Source organism: Neisseria flavescens (assembly GCF_005221285.1).
Taxonomy (GTDB): Bacteria; Pseudomonadota; Gammaproteobacteria; order Burkholderiales; family Neisseriaceae; genus Neisseria; species Neisseria flavescens.
Window position 1 is genome coordinate 1,648,750 of the sequence record NZ_CP039886.1, and the last position, 24,971, is coordinate 1,673,720.

A 24,971-nucleotide genomic window follows, 5' to 3' on the forward strand; every position below is an offset into this window, starting at 1 on the left:
GCTTAATCATGTTTATTTTCTATACCGTCAATCCCGAACCCTTATCTTTCCCGAAAGCATACATCTTGAAAGTGTTCAGGGATAAAGACAACGAATCCCAATGCATCAAAACAGTTTGTTTTCCTATCCGCAATCCGACTTTGAAACAAAAAACCGAAAACGAAGCGTATGAATGCGGCAGATTGTTTGTAAAAGAACTGATGGATAAGGAATGCAACCATGAAAGCCTTGGCAGATAAAGCCGTGGCGGTAGGCGCAGATATGGCGGCCGCTTTAGCGGACGGCAATCCTGCGCCAACCGCCGAAGGCTGCCCCCCTAGGCTAATAGGGGGGGAGCAAAATAAAACCCCTAATCCGAAGGGTGCTGAAAAATCGGAGAACCAAGACTTCGAATTCGAATATTTCAGCCATTTCGTATCGGATGGAAAAGGCAAATTCATCGAAATACCGTTAAGAAGAGGAAGGGATGACGGCGCATTTATTGACCAAATCACTTTCACGATTCACGAAGACAGTTTACCGAAAGTAACAGGTAAAGGATTGGTATCAGATACAGAATTTGTTGTGAAGTATAGCGAGCTGTTAGAAGAAATTTTAGGTTTTGGCATTACCCAAAAACTACCGTTCAAAGGAAAGTTTTTCTACAAAAGCTGTTACCAACTAGGACCCGATAACGTCGAATACGGAAAGGTTCATTATGGCGGTCAGCGAGAAACAATGCTGGTTGAATTGAATGGTACAGGTTGTCAGGCTGCCATACCCGGTTGGGAAAACAGACTGTATGAGTTTTTAAGTAAGTGTATACGTCCAAAAATTACCCGTGTTGATGTCGCCCATGATTTTTTCAAAGGCGAATACACACCCGATCAGGCATTACTTGATCATGATAACGGTCATTTTGACGTTCACAATATGAGGCCAAAAAGCGAATGTCGCGGTACTGCATGGCGCAATGATGATGGTAGCGGCAAAACCTTTTATGTAGGTAAACGCGGAAATTCTAAATTTACCCGCGTTTATGAGAAAGGAAAACAATTTGGCGATGTCAATAGTCCTTGGGTCAGGTTTGAAACTGAATTTAGGGCAGGCGATATAGAAATCCCCTTAGATGTTTTGCTTTATCCCGGTTCGTATCTTGGCGGTGCTTATCCGATATGTACAGGGATATTCAAAACAGAAGCCAAGCGGATGGATGCCAAGACAGAAACAGTGAATCTATCTTTCGATCACAAACTGTTCCATGCGCGTAATCAGGTTGGAAAGATGGTTAATTTCCTTCGTGATATAGGTTGGGATGATACAAAAATTGTCGATGAACTTGTAAAAGGCATTGAAGGTTATCCCAAAGGTTTACAACCTGAACAATACGACTGTAGAGATCAGACACAAAAGATCCAGTATATACACGAAGAGCAAAAAGCAATTGATGATTTGAACATGCAAACATTACTTGATGATTTGCTTGATGAGAAAGAAACCGCATTCCCACAAGACAGGGAAAAACAGCACATTAAAGACATCGAACTCGAAGAAAAAATTATTTCAAATTTTTTAAACAGTAAAGGAAATTCAAATGTTTGAGCAAAGCCAAGTAACCACATATTCAGCAACCTTTTTGGGCGCAAAACAATTTAAAGGCGAAATCGACGGTAACAAAATCGATTCATGCACCGTTTTAGTAGCCAGCCCCATGCCTTCAAACGGCAATGCCGTGGGCTTTACCGCGGCAAGCATTAAATTTGGCGATAGCCATAATTTTGAAAAGCTGAAAAATCTTAAATTCCCATGCGCGGTTGATGTAACTGTTGCCATGGAATCAACCGGTAAAGGTCTTGTTCCAAAATTGCTTTCTTTTCAAGTTAAAGGCGCAACGCCCAAAGCATAAGAAAGGCTGAATCATGAGTAAGTATCAGCAAAAATTTATTGTTCAAGAACTCGAAAATCATGAATTCATCTATCCTGATCCATTCGGTGATATTGGCTTTACGCCCAACATTAAATCTGCCGGTACGTATGAAAGCTATGAAGACGCTTTCAGTTCAGCGATTGAGGAAATCGGCGGAGAATTTTTAATTTTCAGTTTTTATACAAAAGAAGATTAAGTTTAAGAGGCTCGGCGGGCGGTCTCTAAAACCTTCACATAGCCCGCAAACATATTTTTTAAACATTTTTTAAAGGAAAACATCATGAAGTTGATGAACTCTTGCCGTAAATACGGCGCAAAACTGGCCGTTGTTGCCGCTGCTCCTCTGGCTTTATCCACATCTGCCTATGCCGCTTTGCCCGAAGCCGCAAAAACAGGTATTGAATCAGCGAAAGCCGACGGCCTTGAAGCCGGTTGGTTGGTAGTCGGTGTATTTGCTGCCCTGTTCGTGATTGCCATCGTGAAACGCTTGTTGCGATAAAAGGTAATTAAGATGTACTACCAAGTTGGGAATAAATGTCTTGAGCAAAGCCAAGCTGAAAACGTCTATTTCAGCTTGGTAGTACCTCAAATAACACAAGACGGCAAAATCATCAAACCTGAGTACAACGGCACATTATGGAAACTGAACGGACAGACGATTAAAGCTGATTTACCCAAATGCGACCCTGCCGATAATCTGAAAAGCGGTTTAGATACAGGATGGCTTTTATTCGGCGTGATGGCATCGGTTTATTTCGTATCCATTTTGAAAAGGGTACTTAAATGATGGATTACTATTTTTACTTGGGTCTTGTAGTACCTGTTTTGATAGGGGCAATTTTATTTAAGGATTGATACCCTATTCGGGTAATGGCAGAATCTAACTTTCAGCAACCATTACGAAAGTTAGTATTATGAAACCGTTTATTACAGAAGCCCAATTAGCACTTTTTAAATATCAAGCAGAATCTAAATATTTTGGCAGAACATTTGCAATTATTTTTTCAGAAGAAATTTTAGAATTTTCTAAAAAAAATAAATTTATGATCATTGAACAGATTCAATGGTTTTTAAATAGAAAAATATCTAATGACGTTTGGAAAATATATTTTAATGATGATTCTGTTTTGTATATAAAGATTCATAATTTAAAGGCAGATTATCGTGATATTGAAATCCAAACTTTTGATTTTAATCCCAATTCTAGCGATATTTTCAAATAGTGCTTTAGCTGAAATGCGTCAATATCCTATTGGAAATACTCAAGTAAGATTAAGTATTGACCATTCTAAATCTGTTGTAACTGATTTTAGATTAGATGGACAAAGATTTTCAGGTCGAATTATTGAGCCTGCAATAGTTGATTATATGCCATCAGGAGCTAGAGCTTCAGCTAAAGTACCTTTAACGCTTGAAGCTTCAGTCTCCCGAAAAGCCGTACTATCAGGCGCATTTCGCCTTGTAAAAGCAGGTGCAAAACTTGCTTTAAAAGCTGCTCCATACGTTGGAGCTGCATCATATGCATATGATGCCTATCAACTCGTAAATCCTACATTAGAATCAGCAGGTTATCATTATTCTGCAAATGCCGATACATATCTTAAAGTTTATGATAATGCGCTTTGTTTAGGTAAATTTATGAGTCAACCCGGTTATTACTCCTGTGTTGGCGTAGATTCTTCCGTAATGCTTGCTCTTTCAAAGGGGGGAAAATCAGCAAAAGATGCTCAAACCCTCCTAACAATGCAAGTTCAATCCGACTATGAAAAAATTCATAAAGGTTTAATGGATCAATATTTCGGGGATGAATATGCTAGAACGTCTCCAAAATGTAGATGGAATGGCTGGGGGGTTAGTTGCCATATTCAAACCTTATCAATTGCATATGGTTTTATAAAAAATTACAGCGAAGAACTTACTCCCGATAAGTTTTTAGAAATTGCTACAAATACAATAGATTCAAATCCTACCCCTTTTGTTGAAGGAACTGGCAAACCTGAATATAAAGAAAATATCAAAGTTCCTGCCGGTACAGTCGTAACCATTGGCCCTGTAACCCCTGAAAACGGTAAGCCGGTGCAAATTACCATAACTTTCGGTCAAGATTCAAACGGCAATACAACGGCAAATGTTTCAACAACTCAACGACCTGATCTTGATCCAGGTAGCCCAGAAGCACCTAAATCTAAACCTGACGGTAATCCCGACAGTAATCCCGATGGAAAGCCCGATAAAAAACCTGACGGTAATCCCGATGATAAGCCTGATAAACGTCCAGATGATAAACCTGATCCGGATGATGATCCATCTGATAAAGATAAAAGAAAAGAAGATAAAAAAGATGATAAGAAAGAAGAATCAAAAGGCTTACTTTGTGATTTTTTTCCAGACATTTTAGCCTGTGACAAAATGGGCAAACCTGAAAAAGGTATGTTTGATGATATTAAAATTCCACAGGTAACTGATGAAAAAACGTGGGATAGTGACAATTTCTTGCCGCCAAATGGCGTTTGTCCTCAACCCAAAAGTTTCAACATTTGGGGAAGACCGGTACAAATAAGTTATGAACCGCTCTGCGTTTTCATGGAAAAAGTTCGTTTTGCCGTTCTACTTGGATTCATTATTATGTCTGCCTTTATCGTTTTCGGCTCTTTGAGAAAGGGATAATATGCCGCTGCTCGCCGGATTGATTCCTCTTTTAGGAATCCTGTTAAAAATGCTCATTGTCAGAATAATTATTGCTACTGGCATGACGTTTGTGACATATGCAGGCTATATGATTGCGCTAAACAAATTTAAGGATTACACCCTAAATGCCATAAATTCCATGTCGTCTGATATTCTTAATTTACTTTTAATCGGTGGTTTTGGCCAAGGTCTCGGTTATTTATTCGGTGCATTCAGTTTTTATATTGGAATGAATACATTAAGTAAATTAACTTTTGTTATGCCAAGGTAGCCTTATGATTTATTTGTTTACAGGAAACATGGGTACGGGCAAGACTTCGCGCGTCGTGTCCATGATTCTGAACAATGAAGACGGTTTGTTCAAAATGAAACTAGAAGATGGTACTGAAGTAGATCGCCCGCTCTATTTCTGCCATATTGACGGTTTGGATAAACGCAAATTCAATGCCCATGAACTCACTGAAGAAGAAATCATGTCTGCACCGTTGCGCGATATTATTCCGCAAGGCGCCGTCTTGATTGTAGATGAAGCACACTATACCTATCCTGTTCGCGCTGCCGGTCGTCCTGTTCCGCCCTATATCCAAGAATTAACTGAACTCCGCCATCACGGCCATACAGTTATTTTGATGACACAGCATCCAAGTCAGCTTGATGTATTTGTGCGTAATCTTGTGTCAAAACATACACATCTTGAACGAAAAGCCGTGGGGATGAAGCAGTATTCTTGGTATAAATGTGTAACAAGTTTGGATAATCCCGCCGGTGTCAGCGGTGTTGAATCAGCTAGTTGGAAACCGCCTAAAGATGCCTTTAAGTATTACAAATCATCCAGCCAGCATCAGAAGTTTAAAAAGAACATTCCGCTTGCTGTTTGGGCTTTGATAGGTATATTTGCTTTCATGGCTTGGAAAGGTTTCAACGTCTATCAGATTTATAAACAAGGTAGCGGCCAATCTGAAGTAGTTCAATCTGTTTCTGATTCCTCTGCAAGTGAACCACAGTCAATCCCTGAAACTGACCAATCTAAAAGTCCGCAAGATATAAATTCAAACCTTAAGTCTACAGACTTTGTTCCGACACTTGCCGAAAAGCCTGAATCAAAACCTATTTATGACAATGTAAGACAAGTTAAAACCTTTGAATACATCGCCGGTTGCGTTGAAGGTGGTAATAGTGGCTGTACTTGTTACAGTGACCAAGGCACGCCGCTGAAAGAAGTTACTAAAACCATGTGCAAAGACTACGTGCGTAACGGTTTGCCATTTAACCCTTACAAAGATAAAGCCCAAACTACACAGTCAACACAGCCCCAAAACCAAGCTAAATCCAATGACAATAGTCAAGTTTTATCACTTGGCGGAAAATCTCCGCAAAATCTCATGTATGACGGTTATGTAGAGGCAGGGGAACAATTCCAACAACGTGGAGGGACTGTAGGATCTAATTAATTAAGCTGCTTTTTACTGTGTTGATGTAGCCCTAAAGGCGGAATCAATATAGTAAAAAGTAGCACGGGGTGCGGGAACGCCCGCTACTTTGAATAATAGGATAACTATCCGAAGCTGTAAGCCCTTTGATTCAGACGGCTTACAGGTTTGGATTAGCTACCCAAACCGAAAAACGCCCATCTTGAAACGGCCTAAGTCATCAGACTGTAGAAAAGATGAAGAGGGCGTTTTTTTATTGTCTGAAAATTGAGTAGCATTAAAGAACACACAAAAGTGTGAATCTGCATAGTAAGGGAAATTATGAGAAACGCTGTTGGTTTAGATATATCGCAAAACACCTTTGACGCTGCCGCTATTGTCAACGGTCAATGTAAGCAAGCCCTGTTTGACAACAGCATCAATGGCTTTGAAAGCTTCAAAGCCTGGCTTGACGGTTTTGGCTGTGAATTGCATATCTGCATGGAAGCAACCGGCAATTACTTTGAAGACGTTGCCGATTATATCGGCCAGTTTTACACCGTATCCGTTATCAACCCATACAAAATCAGCGAATACGGCAAAAGCCGCTTTCACCGCACTAAAACAGACAAACAAGATGCAAGGCTTATTGCCGAATACTGCCATACGGCCATGCTCAAAGACTTACCTGCTCGGCAAAAAATAAGCATAGGTCACTACCGCTTGAAACGCTTATTGGCTCTGTACGAACAGCTTAAAACCCAAAAGACCGCACAAAAGAACAGGCTGAAAGTCGCTAAAGACGAATTTGTTCGAAAAATCCATCAAGCTCAAATACAAGAATTGGATCAACACATTCAGCAAGTCGAAGCAGAAATACAGGCAATCACAAATAGCAATCAAGACTTGAAAGCTGTTTCAGATCGTCTGCAAACCATTCCGGCCATTGGCAAACTAACAGCTGCTATTCTCACAAATTATTTACTTAGCGGCGACTTTAAAACCGCCAATCAATTTACCGCCTTTGCCGGCTTGAATCCGCAACAAAAAGAATCAGGAACTAGCGTAAAAGGTCGTTCAAGCATGACACGCTACGGAAACAGACGGCTAAAATCCGCTCTGTTCATGCCTGCTATGGTTGCGCTCAACAGGAATTACTTTCCCGATTTTGTCAAACGTCTGAACGCCAAAAACAAACCAAAGATGCTGATATTAGGTGCGCTCATGCGTAAGTTGCTTGTCGTGGCCTACTACGTTTATAAAACCCAAAAACCTTACAATCCTGAACGCTACAAACCTGCATAGAGTTTGCACAAAATAACAAAGCTGTTTTTGCCTGAATGTCAAGCAAAAACAGCTCAAAACGCTTGCGCCCTGCGTAATTACATAAAATAAATATCAATAAAAATCAATATATTATAAAGATTACTCAAAATGGGGCTGGACGTTTAAAGTAGCATCTTTTCTAATAAAACCAGAAAATAATGGAATAAGGCGGAGAATATGAGAAAATAATAGCTGCCTGCCGGTCACAACAGTTGATTGAATTAACTTTTATCGGCAGCCTGAATGTCCGGATTGGATAAAATAAGCCATCAAGAATAAAGACCAACAAGCATATTATGTAAAATTGGCGGCTGAAAAATCGGCTCTGCGCTTTACTTTACAAATCAACAACTTTAAAGGAAAACCCATGAAAAAAACCTTACTTGCCCTGATGATGCTATCTGCCGCCGCCGCGTATGCCGGTGAGGCGGAAGACCGTTTGCTGTCCGTCCAATCGGTTTACCGTGCCGCTTTGCATGAGCAAAACAGCAACGACAGCAAAATCATTTCCCTGCAAAGCGATTTGGAAAGCGCGCAGCGCCGTTTGCAGGCCGCGCAATCCGATATTGACCGTTTGAAAGGCGAAATTCAGACGGCCTTGGCGCAGAAAGAGCAGCAAAATGCCAAGCTGCAACAAGCCGGTCAGATGTTGGACGCGGCTTGGAATGCCGTTTACGGCGCAGGCGGCAGCAAGGCGAATCAATAATTTAGACATTGTATTATTTGCGTTTTACGCTTCTTTTATCATATTTATAAGGAAACCTCATGTCCCTACCTCCCTGCCCGAAATGCCACTCCGAATACACTTACGAAGACGGCGCTCAATACGTTTGCCCTGAGTGCGCCCATGAGTGGAATGAGGCCGATGCTGCGGCTGCAAGCGATGATGCCTTGGAAGTCAAGGATGCCAACGGCGCGGTCTTGCAAGATGGCGATACGGTTGTCTTGATTAAAGATCTGAAAGTCAAAGGCAGCTCTATGGTCATCAAGCAAGGCACTAAAGTCAAAGGCATCCGCCTGCAAGAGGGCGACCACAATATCGGTTGCAAAATCGATGGCAGCGCGATGAACTTGAAATCTGAGTTCGTCAAAAAAGCCTAAAGATTTTATTTTTGAAAGGCCGTCTGAAACCCTAATATCAGGTTTCAGACGGCCTTTATATACTTCATTCAAAATAAAACAAATCTTTATTTAAAATTAAATAACTTTGATAGAATTACATTTGAGGCCGTCTGAAAAAGCGGCGGAAAAATGTTCCGCACATACGCGGGTGTAAAACCGTTAAAATAACGCTTTCCCCTATTCTACGGAACCATTATGCCTCAGCCGACCGCCAAACAGATTTTGCACGAAGTATTCGGTTATCCCGAATTTCGTGGCAAGCAGGAGGCTATCGTCAATGCTTTGGCCGGCGGCGAGAGTTTGATGGTGCTGATGCCGACAGGCGGGGGCAAGTCTTTGTGTTACCAGATTCCGGCGCTGATGTGCGAAGGCGTGGCGGTTGTCGTATCGCCGCTGATTGCGCTGATGAACGACCAAGTGGCCAGCCTGCATGTAGCCGGGATTGAAGCGGCGGCAGTCAACAGCGGCACATCGGCAGATGAGGCGCGCGAGATTGCCGACAAGCTTGCCCAAGGCCGTCTGAAACTGCTTTATGTTGCGCCGGAACGCTTGGTTACCGACCGCTTTTTGCGTTTTCTCGACCAACAAACCGTCAGCCTGTTCGCCATTGACGAGGCGCATTGTGTCAGCCAGTGGGGACACGATTTCCGCCCCGAATACCAACAGCTCGGCATCCTTGCCGAACGCTATCCGAACGTCCCGCGCATCGCCCTGACCGCTACCGCCGATGCCGCCACGCGCGCTGACATCAAGCATTATCTGCACTTGGACAATGCGCCCGAATTTGTCTCCAGCTTTGACCGCCCGAATATTTATTATCAGGTTATCGAAAAAAATAATGGCAAAAAACAATTGCTGGATTTCATCCGCAAGCAGATGCATGGGCAAAGCGGCATTGTGTATTGCCTAAGCCGCAAAAAAGTCGAGGATGTGGCGCAGTTTTTGTGTGAAAACGGCTTGGAGGCGATTCCGTATCATGCCGGTTTGAGCATGGACGTGCGCGAGGAAAACCAACGCCGCTTTACGCATGAAGACAATATTATTGTGGTGGCGACCGTGGCGTTCGGCATGGGCATAGACAAACCCGACGTGCGCTTTGTCGCCCATCTCGATATGCCCCAGAGTGTCGAACATTTCTATCAGGAATCGGGGCGCGCCGGCCGGGACGGGCTGCCAGCCGTGAGTTGGCTGTGTTACGGCTTGAATGATTGGGTGTTGCTGCGCGAACGGATTGCCGAAGGCAACAGCGACGAGGTGCAAAAGCAAATCGAAATGCAAAAACTCGATGCTATGCTTGCCGTCTGCGAAACCGCCGCCTGCCGCCGCGTACTGCTGCTCAAACATTTCGGCGAAGCATCCGAACCCTGCGGCCGTTGCGACAACTGCCTGCATCCGCCCGTACGGTTTGACGGCACGGTGTTGGTGCAAAAATTACTCAGCTGCGTGTACCGCGCCGGACAACGTTTTGCCGCCGGTTACATCACCAACCTATTGCGCGGCAAAAGCGACGATTGGATACGCGGCAACCGGCACGAACAACTGTCCACCTTCGGTATCGGTGCGGAGTTGTCCGACAAAGAATGGCGCAGCGTCATCCGCCAGTGCATCAGCCTGGGCTATCTCACCGTCAATGTCGAGCAACATCAAGCCCTGCAGCTGACCGAAGCGGCCAAACAAGTCCTCAAGGGCGAAACCGAAGTCATGCTACGCCCCCTGCGCCGCGAAAAAACGGCTACCCAAAAGCCGAAAGACGATTGGTTGCGTACCGAGCGCGAAGAGCGTTTGTGGCAGGCATTGCGCCAATGGCGGCAGCAACGCGCCCGGGCAGAGGAAGTGCCTGCCTATGTGGTTTGCGGCGACAAAACCCTGCGCGATATTGTCGAAAAAATGCCCAGAAGTTTGGAAGATTTACATCAAATCTACGGCTTGGGCGAGGCGAAAATCAATAAATTCGGTTTGGAAATACTCGACGTTTGCGAAACGGCCGAAGCCGGTACAGTTTCCACAGACAGCGCACAAGTTATCCACAGCTTGGGCGAGCGTGAACAGGCCTTAAAACAGGCGTTGGAAACTTGGCGCGAGCAGCAGGCAAGTGCCAATCAAGTGACGCCGGGTACGGTATTCTCCAACGAAAGCATGGACGACTTGCTGACCAATACGCCTGCCGAACCCATCGACCTTTTGGGCGTGTATAAACTCGGCGAAAAACGTATCGAGCAATACGGCGAGGGCATTTTAAACATCTGCCGCCCGTTTTCAGACGGCCTGAGCGAAGAGGACAAACGCAAACGCCGCTTGATGCGCCGTTTGCTTCAGTGGAACATCGATACTGCCCGCCATGAGGGCCTCGAAGCCTATCAGATATGCAGTAAAGTCACCTTGCGTGCCATTGCCGCCCGACAGCCGCAAGATTTGGCGGAGCTGGCGGAAATCCACGGCATGAATGAGGAGAAAACCGACAAATACGGTGTGGAAATTGTCGAATTGTGCAAACAAGCGGATTAATTGACCGCGTTTATTGTCAAAGGCCGTCTGAAACCCAATCAAGCATGGTGTTTCAGACGGCCTTTTTGAATTTTTAATCTTTATAAAACAATGAATAAGAAAATAACTTTATTTGTTTTGTCAGTTTTTTAAAGCTGCCGCGTCTAAACAGGCATGAAATATGGGATGGTGCCGATTGATTTTCGTCCCAGTCCATTTGACACACATCGATAAGGAAAATAAATGAACACCTCATCCAATCCCTCTTGGCAGGCTGCTTTCGGTTTGTTGGCACTCAGGCTTTTTGCCGCGTATGAATTTCTTGAGTCCGGCTTGGAAAAATGGAACGGGGAAAACTGGTTTGCAGATATCAACAGTCAATTTCCCTTTCCATTCAATTTGTTGCCGGATACGGTCAACTGGAATTTGGCCATGTGGGCGGAACTGGTTTTGCCTGCGCTGCTCATCGTCGGCTTGGCAACGCGGCTGTCCGCGCTGGGATTGATGGTCGTAACGGCTGTCGCATGGTCTGCGGTACATGCCGGCTTGGGGTACAATGTGTGCGACAACGGTTATAAAATGGCACTGATTTATTTGGTGGTTTTATTTCCTGTCCTATTGCAGGGCGCAGGCCGTCTGTCTTTGGATGCCCTGCTGAAGAAACGCTGTTGCCGTATCAAGCATTTTCTTTAAGGATTAACGGTCGCGGGCCGACTTTAAATGCCCGATATTATCCCTTGATTTATTTAAACCCATATTTTAAAAAGGAAGTTAAAATGAAAAAAAATGTAGCTGCTGCTTTGGCCGGTGCGCTGTCCCTGTCTCTGGCTGCCGGCGTTGTTGCCGCTGATAAACCGTTAAGCAGCAAAGCAGGTGTTCAAAAATCTGCTCAAGGCTCTTGCGGTGCGGCTAAAGCTGCTGAAGGTTCATGCGGTGCAAGCGCTGTTTCTAAAGCAGGCGAAGGCAAATGTGGCGAAGGCAAATGCGGTTCAACCGTGAAAAAAACTCACGCTAAAAAAGGCAAAGCATCTAAAGCCAAAGCTGCCAAAGTAGTAGAAGGCAAATGCGGCGAAGGTAAATGCGGTTCTAAATAATCCTGCAACATACCTTTAACAAAGTCGCATTTTATAAACGAAAATGCGACTTTGTCGTTCATACGGCACCATAACAGGACATCACCATGATTCAACATGCAGGCTTGGGTTACCGCCGCGACTTGGCGGAAGACTTCCTCTCGCTTTCAGACGACAGCCCGATACGTTTTATCGAAGCCGCCCCCGAAAACTGGCTGAAAATGGGCGGCATGGCGCGCAAACAGTTTGACCGCGTGGCAGAGCGGCTGCCGCTGGCGTTGCACGGATTATCCATGTCATTGGGCGGACAAGCCCCGCTGGATACCGCCTTGATAGACGGAATCAAAGAAATGATGCGCCGTTATGACTGCACGTTTTTCTCCGACCATTTGAGCTATTGCCACGACGGCGGTCATCTTTACGATTTGTTGCCGCTGCCTTTCACCGAAGAAATGGTGCGGCATACCGCGCGCCGTATCCGTGAAGTGCAGGATAGGTTGGGCTGCCGCATTGCTGTGGAAAACACCTCCTACTACCTGCATTCTCCGCTTGCCGAAATGAACGAAGTCGAGTTTCTCAACGGCGTTGCCCGCGAAGCCGACTGCGGCATTCATTTGGACGTGAACAATATTTACGTCAATGCCGTCAACCACGGCCTGTTGTCGCCTGAAGCATTTTTAGAAAATGTGGACGCAGAGCGCGTGTGCTATATCCATATTGCCGGGCATGACGTTGAAACGCCAGAATTGTTGATTGATACGCATGGCGCGGCGGTTTTGCCGACCGTTTGGGATTTGCTCGAACTGGCCTATGCCAAGCTGCCGACGATTCCGCCCACCCTGTTGGAACGCGATTTCAATTTTCCGCCTTTTGCCGAACTTGAAGCCGAAGTCGCCAAAATCGCCGATTATCAAACGCGTGCCGGAAAGGAATACCGCCGTGCAGCCTGAAACCTCCGCCCAATACCAACACCGCTTTGCCCAAGCCATACGCGAAGGTAAAACCGCCGACGGATTGCCGCAAGAACGGTTAAATGTCTATATCCGACTGATACGCAACAATATCCACAGCTTTATCGACCGCTGTTATACCGAAACGCTGCAATACTTTGACCGCGAAGAATGGGGTCGTCTGAAAGAAGGTTTCGTCCGCGACGCGCGCGCCCAAACGCCCTATTTTCAAGAAATCCCCAGCGAGTTCCTACAATATTGCCAAAGCCTGCCGCTTTCAGACGAACTCTTGGCATTGATGGACTTTGAACACGCCCAGCTGCTCGCCGAAACCGCGCAAACCGACAGCCAAACAACCCATGCCGATTCAGATGATTTGGCCTACACCCTTTCTCCCACCGCTTTTGTGCGCCGTTATCAGTATGACGTGACCGACGAATTACAGGAGGCGGAAACTGCCGTTTTGGTGTGGCGCGATAAGGAAGACGACGTGATGTATCAAACGCTTGATGGATTTGGTGCATTATTGTTGGAAACACTGGTAGAAACGCCCACTTCCCTAAACGGCCTGCAAACCATGCTGGCAGAGTTCATGCCGTCTGAAAATGTTTGGCAGGACGCATTAAGGCAAAAATGGACGGAATGGTTGGAGCAGGGTATTTTGGTTGCGGCATAAACCAAGACCGTCTGAAACGGGCGCAGTCGGTTTCTGCGAAACAAAAATACTACTGAAATCGTTTATAGATTCAATCGCATGCTCTTTCCGTATCAGTGTAAAATCAGAAGCATATTGATCATTCATTTCATACTGATACATTATGGCCCTACCCGAACTGACCGATGCTGAGCTTGCCGAATCCCGCAAACTGCTGCTGCGCTTTGCCCATATCCAGCTGCCCGACCGCCCCGATTTGGCGGAAGACCTCGTACAGGAAACCATGCTTTCCGCCTACCGTGCGGCCGAGGGTTTCAAAGGCGGTGCCCAAGTGAGCAGCTGGCTGTTTGCAATCTTAAAAAACAAAATTACCGACTGCCTGCGCCAAATCGGGCGGCAACGCCAAGTTTTCGTCACGCGCGACGAAGAAGCTTTGGATGAAGCCTTTGAAGGACATTTTGCCGCCGACGGGCATTGGACGGACGCAGGACAGCCTCAGGGTTGGGACTCGCCCGAAGCCAGTTTGAACAATAAAGAGTTCTATCAAGTTTTGCAGACCTGCCTCTACCAGCTGCCGGAAAATACCGCTCGTGTGTTTACCATGAAAGAGATTATCGGCTTTTCAAGCGATGAGATCTGCGAGCAATGTGGCATCAGCCATGCCAACTACCACACCATCATGCACCGCGCGCGCGAAACCTTGCGCCAGTGTCTGCAAATCAAATGGTTCTCCCATGCCTGACAGGAAAATGCCATGAAAAAATGCCGCAAAATAACCGATCTGATTTCCAAACAGCAAGACCAAGTACGTCTCAGCCTTTTTAACCGCATTGCCCTTGCTGTGCACCTGTCGCTCTGCCCCCGTTGCCGCGAATATAAGAAACAGATCGAATTAATCAGCAACGCCATGCACAAGATATTTCGATGATTCAAAAAAAGGCCGTCTGAAACCTAACCCTGTCAGTTGAACTGGCCCCCAAATCTTGGACACTCATAAAAGCCTATTCAGGCACTCTGTGTAAGCCGGGTTCTGTATGCGACAGGACTCAGCTTTTTCAATTTCAAACTGCAACGCTCGCGGTTGTAGTAATCCATATAGTCATCTATCTGTTTCATCAATTCGTCCACCGTCAATTCCCCTGCACGGTAGAAACACTCCGTCTTCAGCACCGCAAAGAAGCTTTCCATCGGTGCATTGTCCCAACAATTCGCCTTTCGTGACATGCTTTGAACCATGGAATACTCCGCAAGCAATTCCCTATACCCCGCCGTACGGTACAGCACACCTTGGTCCGAATGAAGCATCGTTCCTTTATCAGTCAGCCGGGGCGCCGCTTTTTCGAGCATTTCCTTCACCATTTCACTGTCGGCTCTGCGGCTCATGGCGTAGGCGACGATCTCGCGGTTGAACAGGTCCAATATCGGCGAGAGGTACAGTTTGCTGTCCTTTCCTTTGAGTTCGGTTACGTCGGTCAGCCATTTTTCGTTGGGCTTTTTGGCTTTGAACCGGCGTTTGAGGAGATGTTCCGATATTTCGCCCATGGCGGGATGGCGGTAGGCTTTTTTTGCCCGTATAAGGGCTTTCAGTCCTAGCTGCCTCATCAACCGCGCCACTTTTTTGCGGTTCCAATCCAATGCTGCGGCAATGCGCCTTTGCCCGTAGCGTCCTTTATGCCGTTCGTAGATTTCGGCGATAAGGGCTTTGTCGGCTTCATTGGGGTCGGGTCGATCCTGGTGATGGTGGTAAAAGCTGCTTTTGGGCAGGTTTGCGATGTGCAGCAGGTATTTGAGCGGGTATTGCGCCCTCAGTGTTTGGACGGTTTGGCTTTGTCCTTTTCGGTCTGTTTTTTGCTGAGGGCTTTTAACTCCTTTAGGTAGGCAACCTTTGCGCGCATATAGCACAACTCTTCGATAAGCTCTGCCTGTGTTTTTTCGTGGTCGGGTTTGTCGGCGATGAAGGGGTTTTGCGGTGTTGGAGCATGGTTTTGGATTGGGGATGTCCGAGTGCGCCGATACCGCCTTCTTGATAGGCGCGTATCCATCGTCGCAGGTGGGTTCGGGAAATGCCGTAGTGGTCTGCGGTACGCTGTTGGCTGCGTATGTGCAGGTAGTGGAGTACGGCTTGGTATTTGAAGTGTAATGTATATTTGCTCATAAAAAAACTGCACCTTGTGAGTTGGAGGGGGGTGTCCAACTTTTGGGGTGCAGTTCAAGATTTTCAGACGGCCTTTTTGTATCTGCTTTATGTATCGCTAATCTTGAATAAGCCATGGTTTGCGGTTCACTTTTTTAGCAGCATTTGTTTTCAAACTTGCGCCGTTGGCCTTTGCCTTTGGAGGCATAGCTGCGGATTTTGATACGCTAGAACAAGATAAAGGCCGTCTGAAAGATAAATTTCAGACGGCCTTTTTCACGGCTCTTATTGTTGCTCTTCCGGCTCCGGTTTGTCTTTGCCGAACAGGTTGTCAAAGCGGATGGTGTATTTCAACTCGCCGCCGGAGGAGCGCGTACCGATGCGGGCAACGGCTTGGATGGCGCGGGTCAGTTGGTACACGAGTTTGACGGATTGTTCGGCGCTGGAGACGCCGTATTCGTAACCTACGTAGAGGTTGTTGGTGAGCTGTTTGCCGACGGTCAGGACTTGTTCGGCAGGGTTGAACTCGCCGGTTTGGGCGTTGCGGCTGCGTTTGCTGGTGAAGCCCAAATCATCGACAAGGCCGATGCGATCGTTGATTTGGCCGGCAAGCAATGCGCTGGCGGCCGCAGAGAGCGTGGCGTTGTCGCCGTCGCTGCCGCTGCTGGCACGGTTGAGGATGAGCCAGGAGAGTTTGTCTTTTTCACTCATGGCTTCTTTGGCAACCAAGGTCACGCGCGGATTGTTGAGGCTGCCGAGAACTTCGACGCCAGCGCCGACCGGGGAGAGGCGACGTTCGGCACGGATGTTGAGGTTCGGATCGGTCAGTGGGCCGACGAAGGAAACCGCGCCTTTGGTGATGTTGAGGTCTTGGCCGTAGGCTTTGTAGCGGCCTTTGACAACGCGCACGGTACCGACGCCTTGGACGGTTTCGCCCGGGCGGGACGTGATGGTCAGTTTGCCGCCGATGGTAACGTCTGCACCGTAGCCGACAAAACGGATATTGTCGTTGATGTTCAAGACAAGGTTCATATTAATCGGCGTGGTGGCCGTTGCTTCTTTGGGGGTTTCGCCCAGTACGACCACGTCGTCATCGAGGGTCGGCATGGAGGATTTTTGCGAACCGAACCTGCCGAAGTCGGTGTTGAGCGTGCCGTTGAGCGATACGCCTTTTTCCAGATTGTAGAGGACTTTGGCCGCGCCGGAGAGCTGTAGTTGGCGGTTTGGACGCGAGAGGGTGCGGTATTTGTCGAAGATGATGTCCACGTCGACATCGGGGTTGACGTTGGCAAGGTTGACCGCGCCTTTGAGCTCAATCGTGCCGCCACGGTGGAATTTGAGGCTGTCGATGACCCATTTTTGACCCTGCAGGCGCGAACGCAATACGCCGTTGTCGAGAATCAGGCCTTGGGTTTGATGGCGGTAATATAGGTTGTCGCCGTTAATCAGGCCGCTCAGTTGCGGATCGTTCAGACGGCCTGCCAAGTTGACGGCGGCGTTCAGACGGCCTTTGAGGGTTTGGCCGACGGGCAGGAAGTTGCGGAAGACTTCGAGGTTGGCAACGTTCAGATTGAGTTTGCCGCTCAGAGGGGCGGTATCAAAGCTGGTGCCCTGACCGATGTTGACGGTACCGTCGGCACGGCCGTAATTGGTTTGGAGGTCGAGGTTGCTGTTGATGGTGGGCGAACCGAGTTGGCCGCCGATGGTGGCGGTCGCGTTCAGACGGCCTGCAATGCCTTGGGCTGTCGCCGGCATAAAGGATTTGAGCGAGCCCAAATCGGGAACGCTGATATTGACTTTGCCGCTGACGGGGGCGTTGTTGATGTTGTTGCCAAACTGTTGGGCGATACCGAGCGTGCCGTTAACTTTGCCGAAGCGGGTGTTGCCTTCCAGCGTGCTGTCGATGCGGCCGTTTTGGAAACGGGTGCGCAGGGCGAGTGCGGAAAGCCCCAAAGGCTGTTTGTTTTTCGGGTCTTTGCTTGGCAGGATGATGTCGCCGCTTTGACGGTTGATGTTGAGGAAGCCGCGCGCGTTTTGACTGTACGCCAAATCCCAGTCGCCGCCCAAGACGAGGTTGTGTTCGATAGGCGGAGTGTAGAAGTTGTGCAATTCGGTAATGTGCAGATTTTGTGCGCTGCCTTTACTGGTAATGCCGGCTTTCTTGTCCCAAACGAAATTTTGCAGGTTGAGGCTGCCGCCCATGGCCGCCCAGCGCGCGCTGCTGAGGGAAACGCGTTCGCTGCCGGCTTCGAGGTTGAGACGGTTTTGCAGTTTGAGGTTGAACGCGCCGTTGATATCGAGCGTGTCGACCGTGCCTTTCCATTGGGTTTGGTCTTTGTTGAGACCGCCGGTGGCGTCGAGGTCGAGCTTGTAGCGTTTGTTGTCCACCGCCATGCTGCTGTTGCCGCGGATGTGGTGGTGCGAACCTGTGCCGCTGATGAGCAGGTTGACGTTGTCGATCATGGCCGCGCCGCCGGAGACGGCGATGTGTTCGCCTTTAATATCGGCACTCAACGGACGGTTGGTATCGGGCGAACCTTTAAGCTTGAAGTCGAGGGTGCGGATGTTGACGGTATCGGCGACTTTGAAGTTGCGTGCTTCGCCGTTCAAATCGGCTTCAAGGGTTTTGAGGCCGTCTGAAAAACTGCCGGAGATGTAGCCGCGCGCGTTGAGCAGGCCGCCCAAGCCGAAGCCGAAACGCGACAAATCGGGGGCGGTAATGTTGAGGTTGAGGCGGTCGCCTTTTTTGCCGAAGCTGCCGTTGGTTTTGACGATGTTGTTGCCAAGGGTCAGGTCGGTCAGCGCGCGCGAGAGGTGTTTGTTTTCATAAGCGACGTCGGCTTTGCCGCTGAGTGGAACGCCGTTGAGCGTACTCGGTGCAAACTGCATTTTGCCGGCGAATTTTTCTTGCGCCAATATGCCGGTCAAGTTGATGTCGCCGTTGACGCTGCCTTGCGGAAGCTGCGGATCGATGCGTGCAGGGTTGAAGGCTTTGCTGACGATGTCCAGTTGCAGTTTGCGGTCTTTGAAGAGTTCGAGCGAGCCTTTGGCGTTGAGTTCGCCGCCGTTTTGCGGAATCAGGCGGACTTTGTCGAGCTTGAGCGTGCGTTGGCCGAGCTGTTTGTCGGTTTGGAAAAACAGCATGCCGTCTGTGCGTGCGAATCCGCTGTCGAGATTCCAGTTGACGACAGGGGAGGAGGTTTCGCCTTTGACGTCGATACTGCCGTTCAGACGGCCTGCGATGTTTTGACGGACAAAGTCGTCTACGCCGGTATTGTTGATGCCCAGTGCGAGTTTGAGCTGGTCTTGGGCGGTATCGATAGAGCCGGATACATCGATGTTGCCGTCTTTGAGCAGGTCGACGCCGATGTCTTCAATCATGACCGTGCCTTTATCGTCGACGATGAATTCGCCGAGGATGCGTTTGACAGGGATATGATTTTCGTCGGCAAAACCGGCTTGGTCGTTTTCCAAGTCAATCGAGCCTTCCAGCGCAACGCCGTTGGTAAAGGACGGAATGGTGGTAGCGTCGAAATTCAGGCGCGCTTTGGGCAGGTTGGGCAGGAAGGCCTGCGGATTGATGTTGGAACCTTTAATCAGGATTTCGCCGACGGTTTCATTGAGGCTGTCGGCGAATGGGTGAATGGTGGATTTGGCCGACAAATGAACGTTTTCGCTATCGAGCAGCAGGTCGGTGGATACGTCTTGCAGGCTGCCCCACAGGCGTACTGTGCCATGTAGGGTTTCGCCCTCAAGCTGGCCTTTGGTGTAGATGGCGGTATTGAGGACGTAGGGTTTGTTCAAACCGAGCACCACCGCGCCTGTCGAGCTGCTCCATGGCGTATCGGCGGTTTTGATGTGGAGGCGGTGCTCTTTTTTGTCGTAATGATAGGCCGCGTGCAGATGGTCGAGATAGACGGTCTGCTTGTCAAAACGCTTGCCCACGCTGATTTTGCCGGTTTCCAAACGGTCGAGATAGGCGGTAACGGGCAGGTCTATGCTGTCGGGCAGGCCTTTTGATGGCTCTTCTTCTTTGGGCGGCGTGCGTTTGGTCACGATGGCGATGTCGCCGGCCACGACTTCGGTGATGTGCAAGGATGGACGGGTCAGCTCGGATGGTTTCCAATCAAAGCGGAAGCTGCTGATTTTGACATCCGCACCTTCTGTTTCGATCAACCATTTGTCGCCTTCAAAACCTTCAATCAGCGTGCCTTTCAGCGTATCCGAAGAGATTTTGACGCCGAACCATGACGGGATTTTGTACAAACCGAAACGCAAACCCGACTCCGTACCGACCAGCCAGCCGATCGCGCCGGCGGAAACGGTCAATACGCCCAAGGCGGACAGGACAAAGCCGCGCAACAGGCGTTTTTTGCGCTTTGGCGGGGCGGGCTGTTGTTTAGACGGCGTGGAAGTGTTTGCAGTATCGGTCATGATATTTTTCTGTTTGTCTGTTGTTCAGACGGCCTGAAATGGCTGAGGCCGTCTGAAAGAATGAATGGTGAGTATGTTTTTTTAAAACCTTGTGCCCAAGCTGATGTGCCAGCGGATTTTCTTGTCGTGATGGCCGTAGGCAATATCGAAGGAGAACGGTGCAACCGGGCTGAACCAGCGTACGCCCAAGCCGGTACCGTGTTTTAAGGTCATGTGTTTGAAGTTGCTTGCCGCATCGCCAACATCGTGGAAGATGGCGCCGGAGAAGCTTTTGGTAACCGGGAATTGATATTCGAGGCTGCCGACCACCAAGGCGCGTTGCGGCAGGATGGAGCCGTTGGGGCCTGCCAAGCCAATGCTGTCGAGTTCGTAACCGCGTACGGAAGTTGCGCCGCCGGTACGGAACATCAGGCCGGACGGTACTTCTTCGCCTTCGCGGGCATAAACGTAGCCTGCCTGTCCGCGTACGATGAATGTACCGAGTTTTTTGTTTTCAGGCGTGAAGAAATAGCCTGCCCGTGCTGTAGCGCGTGCCATTTGGGTGGAGGAGAGGAATTTGCCCAAAGTTGCCCCGATTTTGCCGTCGAGGTAGTAGCCGTTTTGAGGATGAAGCTCGGTTTCGATGCTTTGCCGTTTCCATGAGGCGGTCAGCATGGTGGCATGGCTTCGACCCAAATCGTAGCTGGTGTCGGGGACTTTGCGGTCTTCGGTAATGAATTCGAGGCCGAAGCGGGCATCGATATTGTTGCGGTCGCGGACATACCAAATACCGCTGGTCAGGGCGTGTTTTTCAAGGTTTTGCGTGGTCGAGCGGTTGTAGGAAACGTTGCTGGTCCAGTAGTTGCCGCGGTTGTTGCGCGGTTGGCTGATACCGGCGGCCAGCGTGGTTTCGTATTTGTCCATGTCCCAAACGATGGAACCGATGTAACCTTTGTTAAAGAGGTTGTAATAGTCGTAGGCGATGCGGCCGCCGATTCCGTATTCGGAGTCGTAGCGGATACCGGTTTCCAGTTTGTGGCGCTTGACCTCGGTCACGTTGATTTTGACGGGAACGCGGTCGCCTTGCAGTTGATCGAAATCGGCTTGTACGGACGCGCCGGAATAGTGGCCGTTTTGCTCGAGCGCCTGTTGCAGGTCGAGGATTTTGTCCAAGTCGTAAGGCGAACCGGGGTGGAAACGCGCCATGCCGGAAACCACGCTCTCAGGGTAGCGGCGTGTGCCGGTGATTTGGAAATCGCCAAAGTAAATGGGGCGGTTGCTCTCCACGATGACGTTCAAGTCGGCTTTTTGCGTATTGGGATTGATGGTGGCTTGGGTGGTGGTGAGTTTCGCCAAAGGGTATTTTTTGCGTGTTACCGCGCTGAGGACGGAGGTTTTACTCGCATTCCAGCCGTCTTGGTCGAAGTTTTCGCCAATGGGCTGTTGCCAGTTTTCCATCGCATTTTGGTAGTACTCGGCCAAGTTGTCGTCATTCAATACGTCGCCGAGGATGGCCACGCTGACGTTGTCGACTTTGGTGCGCGGACCGGGGGTGACGTTGACGGTATAACTCTCGCCGTGGTCTTGAATATTGACGTTGCTGTTGAAGTAGCCTTTGGTCCGGAGCATGGTTTTGACGTTGTCGGATGCCTCTTCGGCGAGGAAGCCGACCTGCTCTTTGTCCAGTTCTTCTTCCTGCTGCTGGGTAATCAGCGGCAGGTATTCTTCAAGCATTTCTTTGACTTCGCTGTCTTGGGTATCGATTTTGACGGGGAATTTGGGCTTGAGTTTGCCTGTTTGGTCGTCTTTGGGCTGCTTGGGCATTTCGGATTCGGGAACAGCTTCGTAGTCTTCCGCTTTGGGAGTGGAAGTATCTACTTCATGAAGTCTGAACTCGGGACGGCTTCTCAAATCCGGTTCGCGCGGCATTTCTTCGGCATATGCCGCGCTTGCCAATAAAACCGGCAGCCATATCCATCTGTTTCGTGCAGGCATAAATGTCTTCCCACAAAAATAAAAATAAAAAATAACCATTATTAACCGGCGGATTGTATCAGTTTTTTATGCCGCTGTTCCAAACCCTGCCGCCCGATGCCGCAACAATGCCGTCTGAAGCCCGAACCGGGTCTCAGGTGGCAAAAAACCGGCAGTTTCCCGCCGGTTTCATCATTATGCGCTGCCCTTCGGGTCGGCAGGGTTCGGATTGGTGTGCCGCCTGTGCGTCAAAACATTTCCTGACGCATCAAAACAGCCATTTGACCGACAATGCGGCTTCTTTATCGCCGTCCGATCTTTTGCCGTATCCGAGACGCGCAGACAAATAATCCTTCCAACCGGCTTCAATGCCGAACCGCCCTTCGAGTGCCGTTTTGCCTGCCAACGTCTGTTTTTCGCCGTCCATTACCACGCCGAAAGATTTTGACCTGTGCAAAACATTAAAAGCGGCGAAAGGCTGGAGATTGACACCGTTACGCAAAGCAAAACGGGTTTTTGCCCGAATGCCGGCGCGGCTTTGCCACTGACCGCTGCCGAGCAGTCCGACCCCCGTCCCCTCGCTGTCGGTAAAGCCGCCGTTTACGCCCAAGTAGGTAAACTGCGCCTGCGGTTGCAGGTAAAACCGCACATTATTGCCTTTTCCGACAACGCCTTCCGCCACAAGCGCGTTGTAGCCGCCTTCGACAGAAGCCGTCCAACCTTTGGTTTTGTAGCGTTCCGCACGGTTTTCATCATTGATGCGGTGTTTGAAACGTTGGTATTGCAACCAGCCGTCCAAATACGCACCCGTTTGTTTATCGCGCAACTGATGCCACGCAGCATAAACACCCCCGCCATAACCATGCAAATAACTGCCTGCCGCACCGCCTTTGCCGTTGGCTGATGCGTGTTGGCCGGCCCTGCCGCCCATCACGCCGATTGCCAGTCGGCTGCCTTCATTTTGCCGTACAAACACCTCGCCGCCGATTTGCACGCCTTTGCGCCGCCCGTCCGCAGCCGCGCCGCCCCGTATATTTTGATGCGACCGGCCGCCGATGAAGCGCAGCCACAATTTTTGACGGGACGGATCGGCGGCATACACGTCGCCGCCCCTGTCGGCGGCACGCAGCCCAAACAAAGTATTTGCCGCATAAGCCTGTTGGGCATATAAAACCGCTTCCGCCTCGGGGATAGCCAAACGCTGCACGCCCAAGCAAAATCCGCCTTCGCATTGCTTGAGCAATAATTCGTACAGTCCCTGCCGGTAATTTTGTTTAAACGCAAACGAATTAGGGTCTGCCTTTTCCGCCGCAATCAGTTTGCGCCCGTCGAGCGTTTTCAGATTTTCCGGCCGGCGTTCCAAAACCACATTGGATTTTCCGCTGACTTTGTCTTCAAAGGTCAGGGCGGGTTTGTCCGACTCCCGCACGTCGTAGCCGAACAGGAAATCCGCGCCGCCCTTATATTCTTTATGGACGGTCAGTTTTTCATCTTTCGTGTTCAGGCGGATGCGGGCATTATCGGAAGTTTCCAGCGTATGGATGTCGGAATGGCGGCGCGGTTCCCAAAGGGAATCTTTCAGCGTCATCTTGGTCAGTTCCAACACCTGTCCGGCGACGTGGGATTTGTTTTCGATTTTGACGTGCAGTGTTTTATTGAAGATGTTGTCGAGTGTTTGGTCTGATACGTTAGTTATTTGAGCTGTTGTATTCGTTATATAACCTTGTAACGTTTGTTTTGCTAAAGCATCCCAAGTCTTTTCTGGTATTTTTTCCAGCACCTTCTCACCAAACTTGTTTACTGCTCCTTTTTTCAAATCTTGCTTGATTTTCTCTGCAGCTTTAGCAAATACATCTGGTTGTTTTTGCACAGTATCTTCTAATTGCTTCTTAACTGCCTCCTTTAAATTATCCCCGTAATTCTTTGTAACATATTTCTTAACAACGGGCATATTATCGACGGCGAGGATGCCGCTATTGTAGTTTTTACCCGTGATATTGATTTCGTCATACCCGTATTCGGATGAATTTTGATCGGTTTTACCGCTTGAGAAATAATGGGAAACGCCGCTTGCAGGCTTGTCTGAAAATGAAAAATCAGCATCGCCGCCGACATTTGTAGAACGAGTATCCGAACCAAGTTGATAACTGAACATACCGAAGCAATCAAAAGACACACTGCACGGGCCGCGCCAAACGTGGGAATCTCTGTTTTCCGCCGCTTCTAAAATGAATTTGTTTTTAATCTCGGCTTCTTTGACAGGATCGTACGCATCCGCACCCCAAGCATATGGCGTGCAAAACAGCGATAAAACAGATAATGTTAATAGATTAACCCGACCGCTTGCTTTCAGTGTCACTGAGAAATTTTCCTTTGTCAAGTGTTAAAATTATAATGATTATATACTACATCACACTACATCTCAATGAAAATCGGGAAAAACTAAAAACCCCTCCGCCGTCATTCCCACGAAAGTGGGAATCTAGGAATGAAAAGCAACTGCCAACGCGTGTCCGTAGGCGAGCGCCAATGATGCAAATAAAACAGGGTAGGTCAGTTTGGTCATGATGTGTGTTCGACAGCAACAATTCTTCAGTTTGGGGATTTTAACATTATTTCTGCAAGGTTTCAGGCTATGGTTATAAACGGAAATTTAGCGCGATAACGTTGCAAAATGCGACTTAAGGGCGGATTTTGGTTTGTTTCTATCTGATTGTAATAGTTATGTTTTGTGTTTTGACTGATGAAGTTGCCTTTGTATTTAGCCTTATGGCGCAGATTTCAGGCCGTCTGAAAGCAAGATACAGAGAAGTAAAGCAACGGTATGGGCATACTTT

25 protein-coding genes are annotated in these 24,971 nt (G+C 48.6%); 20 read left to right on the forward strand and 5 right to left on the reverse strand.

Annotation, left to right across the window (positions count from 1 at the left end):
* Window positions 1–8 precede the first annotated feature (8 nt).
* The 20 genes from FAH67_RS08485 (at window position 9) to FAH67_RS08580 (ending at window position 14,541) form a co-directional block, all read left to right on the forward strand.
* A complete protein-coding gene (locus tag FAH67_RS08485; RefSeq protein WP_115287646.1) occupies window positions 9–239 on the forward strand; it encodes a hypothetical protein in 231 nt (76 codons plus the stop codon).
* Window positions 220–1,581 carry a replication initiation factor domain-containing protein gene (locus FAH67_RS08490; protein WP_115287607.1) on the forward strand — a complete coding sequence of 454 codons (1,362 nt, stop codon included), beginning with the start codon at window positions 220–222 and terminating at the stop codon, window positions 1,579–1,581. Before FAH67_RS08485 ends, FAH67_RS08490 begins: the two co-directional genes overlap by 20 nt.
* Entirely contained in the window at window positions 1,574–1,885 is a 312-nt protein-coding gene (locus FAH67_RS08495; protein ID WP_115287647.1) for a hypothetical protein, read from the forward strand. Before FAH67_RS08490 ends, FAH67_RS08495 begins: the two co-directional genes overlap by 8 nt.
* 13 nt (window positions 1,886–1,898) lie before the next feature.
* Window positions 1,899–2,102, forward strand: coding sequence for a hypothetical protein (locus FAH67_RS08500; RefSeq protein ID WP_112890702.1), 204 nt, complete (start codon window positions 1,899–1,901; stop codon window positions 2,100–2,102).
* Window positions 2,103–2,186: 84 nt separating this feature from the next.
* Window positions 2,187–2,405, forward strand: coding sequence for a major capsid protein (locus tag FAH67_RS08505; RefSeq protein ID WP_115287648.1), 219 nt, complete (start codon window positions 2,187–2,189; stop codon window positions 2,403–2,405).
* A 12-nt stretch (window positions 2,406–2,417) separates the two neighbouring features.
* Window positions 2,418–2,693 carry a hypothetical protein gene (locus FAH67_RS08510; RefSeq protein WP_003682796.1) on the forward strand — a complete coding sequence of 92 codons (276 nt, stop codon included), beginning with the start codon at window positions 2,418–2,420 and terminating at the stop codon, window positions 2,691–2,693.
* A 127-nt stretch (window positions 2,694–2,820) separates the two neighbouring features.
* Window positions 2,821–3,129 (forward strand): DUF1132 family protein, encoded by a 309-nt coding sequence (locus tag FAH67_RS08515; protein ID WP_115287649.1) that lies wholly within the window; start codon window positions 2,821–2,823, stop codon window positions 3,127–3,129.
* Window positions 3,071–4,573: an IgG-binding virulence factor TspB family protein gene (locus FAH67_RS08520; protein WP_244284772.1), complete on the forward strand. Its 1,503-nt coding sequence runs from the start codon at window positions 3,071–3,073 to the stop codon at window positions 4,571–4,573. Before FAH67_RS08515 ends, FAH67_RS08520 begins: the two co-directional genes overlap by 59 nt.
* A 1-nt stretch (window position 4,574) precedes the next feature.
* Window positions 4,575–4,865, forward strand: coding sequence for a DUF2523 domain-containing protein (locus FAH67_RS08525; protein ID WP_003681097.1), 291 nt, complete (start codon window positions 4,575–4,577; stop codon window positions 4,863–4,865).
* A gap of 4 nt (window positions 4,866–4,869) precedes the next feature.
* Window positions 4,870–6,045 (forward strand): zonular occludens toxin domain-containing protein, encoded by a 1,176-nt coding sequence (locus FAH67_RS08530; protein ID WP_115287656.1) that lies wholly within the window; start codon window positions 4,870–4,872, stop codon window positions 6,043–6,045.
* Between the two features lie 300 nt (window positions 6,046–6,345).
* The gene (locus tag FAH67_RS08535) at window positions 6,346–7,308 is read left to right on the forward strand and encodes an IS110 family RNA-guided transposase (protein WP_003682728.1); all 963 of its coding nucleotides are present in this window, start codon (window positions 6,346–6,348) and stop codon (window positions 7,306–7,308) included.
* Between the two features lie 388 nt (window positions 7,309–7,696).
* The gene (locus tag FAH67_RS08540) at window positions 7,697–8,035 is read left to right on the forward strand and encodes a hypothetical protein (protein WP_063076510.1); all 339 of its coding nucleotides are present in this window, start codon (window positions 7,697–7,699) and stop codon (window positions 8,033–8,035) included.
* A gap of 59 nt (window positions 8,036–8,094) precedes the next feature.
* Window positions 8,095–8,430: a zinc ribbon domain-containing protein YjdM gene (locus FAH67_RS08545; RefSeq protein ID WP_003682724.1), complete on the forward strand. Its 336-nt coding sequence runs from the start codon at window positions 8,095–8,097 to the stop codon at window positions 8,428–8,430.
* Between the two features lie 216 nt (window positions 8,431–8,646).
* Window positions 8,647–10,956: a DNA helicase RecQ gene (gene recQ, locus FAH67_RS08550; RefSeq protein WP_003682723.1), complete on the forward strand. Its 2,310-nt coding sequence runs from the start codon at window positions 8,647–8,649 to the stop codon at window positions 10,954–10,956.
* A 222-nt stretch (window positions 10,957–11,178) separates the two neighbouring features.
* Window positions 11,179–11,628, forward strand: coding sequence for an HvfX family Cu-binding RiPP maturation protein (locus FAH67_RS08555; protein WP_003682720.1), 450 nt, complete (start codon window positions 11,179–11,181; stop codon window positions 11,626–11,628).
* Between the two features lie 83 nt (window positions 11,629–11,711).
* Entirely contained in the window at window positions 11,712–12,029 is a 318-nt protein-coding gene (locus FAH67_RS08560; RefSeq protein WP_112890855.1) for an HvfA family oxazolone/thioamide-modified RiPP metallophore, read from the forward strand.
* An 86-nt stretch (window positions 12,030–12,115) separates the two neighbouring features.
* Window positions 12,116–12,958, forward strand: coding sequence for an HvfB family MNIO-type RiPP peptide maturase (locus FAH67_RS08565; protein WP_003682712.1), 843 nt, complete (start codon window positions 12,116–12,118; stop codon window positions 12,956–12,958).
* Window positions 12,948–13,634, forward strand: coding sequence for an HvfC family RiPP maturation protein (locus tag FAH67_RS08570; protein WP_003682709.1), 687 nt, complete (start codon window positions 12,948–12,950; stop codon window positions 13,632–13,634). Before FAH67_RS08565 ends, FAH67_RS08570 begins: the two co-directional genes overlap by 11 nt.
* A gap of 142 nt (window positions 13,635–13,776) precedes the next feature.
* Window positions 13,777–14,355, forward strand: a complete 579-nt coding sequence (locus FAH67_RS08575; protein ID WP_003682707.1) for a sigma-70 family RNA polymerase sigma factor — start codon at window positions 13,777–13,779, stop codon at window positions 14,353–14,355.
* 12 nt (window positions 14,356–14,367) lie between these two features.
* Window positions 14,368–14,541 (forward strand): anti-sigma factor family protein, encoded by a 174-nt coding sequence (locus FAH67_RS08580; protein ID WP_003682705.1) that lies wholly within the window; start codon window positions 14,368–14,370, stop codon window positions 14,539–14,541.
* A 77-nt stretch (window positions 14,542–14,618) separates the two neighbouring features.
* Here FAH67_RS08580 and FAH67_RS08585 read toward each other — a convergent pair whose 3' ends face one another.
* The 5 genes from FAH67_RS08585 to FAH67_RS08610 form a co-directional block, all read right to left on the reverse strand.
* Window positions 14,619–15,515 carry an IS3 family transposase gene (locus FAH67_RS08585; protein ID WP_115287655.1) on the reverse strand — a complete coding sequence of 299 codons (897 nt, stop codon included), beginning with the start codon at window positions 15,513–15,515 and terminating at the stop codon, window positions 14,619–14,621.
* On the reverse strand, window positions 15,484–15,768 hold the full coding sequence (locus FAH67_RS12150) for a helix-turn-helix domain-containing protein (protein WP_244284773.1): 285 nt from the start codon (window positions 15,766–15,768) through the stop codon (window positions 15,484–15,486). The genes FAH67_RS08585 and FAH67_RS12150 overlap by 32 nt, the downstream gene beginning before the upstream one ends.
* Before the next feature lie 264 nt (window positions 15,769–16,032).
* Window positions 16,033–20,181, reverse strand: a complete 4,149-nt coding sequence (locus tag FAH67_RS08600) for a translocation/assembly module TamB domain-containing protein (RefSeq protein WP_003681630.1) — start codon at window positions 20,179–20,181, stop codon at window positions 16,033–16,035.
* Between the two features lie 81 nt (window positions 20,182–20,262).
* A complete protein-coding gene (locus FAH67_RS08605) occupies window positions 20,263–22,194 on the reverse strand; it encodes an autotransporter assembly complex protein TamA (RefSeq protein WP_415881249.1) in 1,932 nt (643 codons plus the stop codon).
* Between the two features lie 208 nt (window positions 22,195–22,402).
* Window positions 22,403–24,493 carry an autotransporter outer membrane beta-barrel domain-containing protein gene (locus tag FAH67_RS08610; RefSeq protein WP_341869360.1) on the reverse strand — a complete coding sequence of 697 codons (2,091 nt, stop codon included), beginning with the start codon at window positions 24,491–24,493 and terminating at the stop codon, window positions 22,403–22,405.
* Window positions 24,494–24,971: the final 478 nt, after the last annotated feature.

What these genes read in the sequence shown, in the direction of transcription:
- FAH67_RS08600 (WP_003681630.1), bottom strand. Translation starts at nt 20,181, where the DNA reads ATGACCGATACTGCAAACACTTCCACGCCGTCTAAACAACAGCCCGCC.
- FAH67_RS08490 (WP_115287607.1), top strand. Translation starts at nt 220, where the DNA reads ATGAAAGCCTTGGCAGATAAAGCCGTGGCGGTAGGCGCAGATATGGCG.
- FAH67_RS08560 (WP_112890855.1), top strand. Translation starts at nt 11,712, where the DNA reads ATGAAAAAAAATGTAGCTGCTGCTTTGGCCGGTGCGCTGTCCCTGTCT.
- FAH67_RS08545 (WP_003682724.1), top strand. Translation starts at nt 8,095, where the DNA reads ATGTCCCTACCTCCCTGCCCGAAATGCCACTCCGAATACACTTACGAA.
- FAH67_RS08555 (WP_003682720.1), top strand. Translation starts at nt 11,179, where the DNA reads ATGAACACCTCATCCAATCCCTCTTGGCAGGCTGCTTTCGGTTTGTTG.
- FAH67_RS08580 (WP_003682705.1), top strand. Translation starts at nt 14,368, where the DNA reads ATGAAAAAATGCCGCAAAATAACCGATCTGATTTCCAAACAGCAAGAC.
- FAH67_RS08530 (WP_115287656.1), top strand. Translation starts at nt 4,870, where the DNA reads ATGATTTATTTGTTTACAGGAAACATGGGTACGGGCAAGACTTCGCGC.
- FAH67_RS08510 (WP_003682796.1), top strand. Translation starts at nt 2,418, where the DNA reads ATGTACTACCAAGTTGGGAATAAATGTCTTGAGCAAAGCCAAGCTGAA.
- FAH67_RS08605 (WP_415881249.1), bottom strand. Translation starts at nt 22,194, where the DNA reads ATGGTTATTTTTTATTTTTATTTTTGTGGGAAGACATTTATGCCTGCA.
- FAH67_RS12150 (WP_244284773.1), bottom strand. Translation starts at nt 15,768, where the DNA reads ATGAGCAAATATACATTACACTTCAAATACCAAGCCGTACTCCACTAC.
- FAH67_RS08525 (WP_003681097.1), top strand. Translation starts at nt 4,575, where the DNA reads ATGCCGCTGCTCGCCGGATTGATTCCTCTTTTAGGAATCCTGTTAAAA.
- FAH67_RS08535 (WP_003682728.1), top strand. Translation starts at nt 6,346, where the DNA reads ATGAGAAACGCTGTTGGTTTAGATATATCGCAAAACACCTTTGACGCT.
- FAH67_RS08485 (WP_115287646.1), top strand. Translation starts at nt 9, where the DNA reads ATGTTTATTTTCTATACCGTCAATCCCGAACCCTTATCTTTCCCGAAA.
- FAH67_RS08540 (WP_063076510.1), top strand. Translation starts at nt 7,697, where the DNA reads ATGAAAAAAACCTTACTTGCCCTGATGATGCTATCTGCCGCCGCCGCG.
- FAH67_RS08515 (WP_115287649.1), top strand. Translation starts at nt 2,821, where the DNA reads ATGAAACCGTTTATTACAGAAGCCCAATTAGCACTTTTTAAATATCAA.
- FAH67_RS08505 (WP_115287648.1), top strand. Translation starts at nt 2,187, where the DNA reads ATGAAGTTGATGAACTCTTGCCGTAAATACGGCGCAAAACTGGCCGTT.
- recQ (WP_003682723.1), top strand. Translation starts at nt 8,647, where the DNA reads ATGCCTCAGCCGACCGCCAAACAGATTTTGCACGAAGTATTCGGTTAT.
- FAH67_RS08575 (WP_003682707.1), top strand. Translation starts at nt 13,777, where the DNA reads ATGGCCCTACCCGAACTGACCGATGCTGAGCTTGCCGAATCCCGCAAA.
- FAH67_RS08495 (WP_115287647.1), top strand. Translation starts at nt 1,574, where the DNA reads ATGTTTGAGCAAAGCCAAGTAACCACATATTCAGCAACCTTTTTGGGC.
- FAH67_RS08565 (WP_003682712.1), top strand. Translation starts at nt 12,116, where the DNA reads ATGATTCAACATGCAGGCTTGGGTTACCGCCGCGACTTGGCGGAAGAC.
- FAH67_RS08500 (WP_112890702.1), top strand. Translation starts at nt 1,899, where the DNA reads ATGAGTAAGTATCAGCAAAAATTTATTGTTCAAGAACTCGAAAATCAT.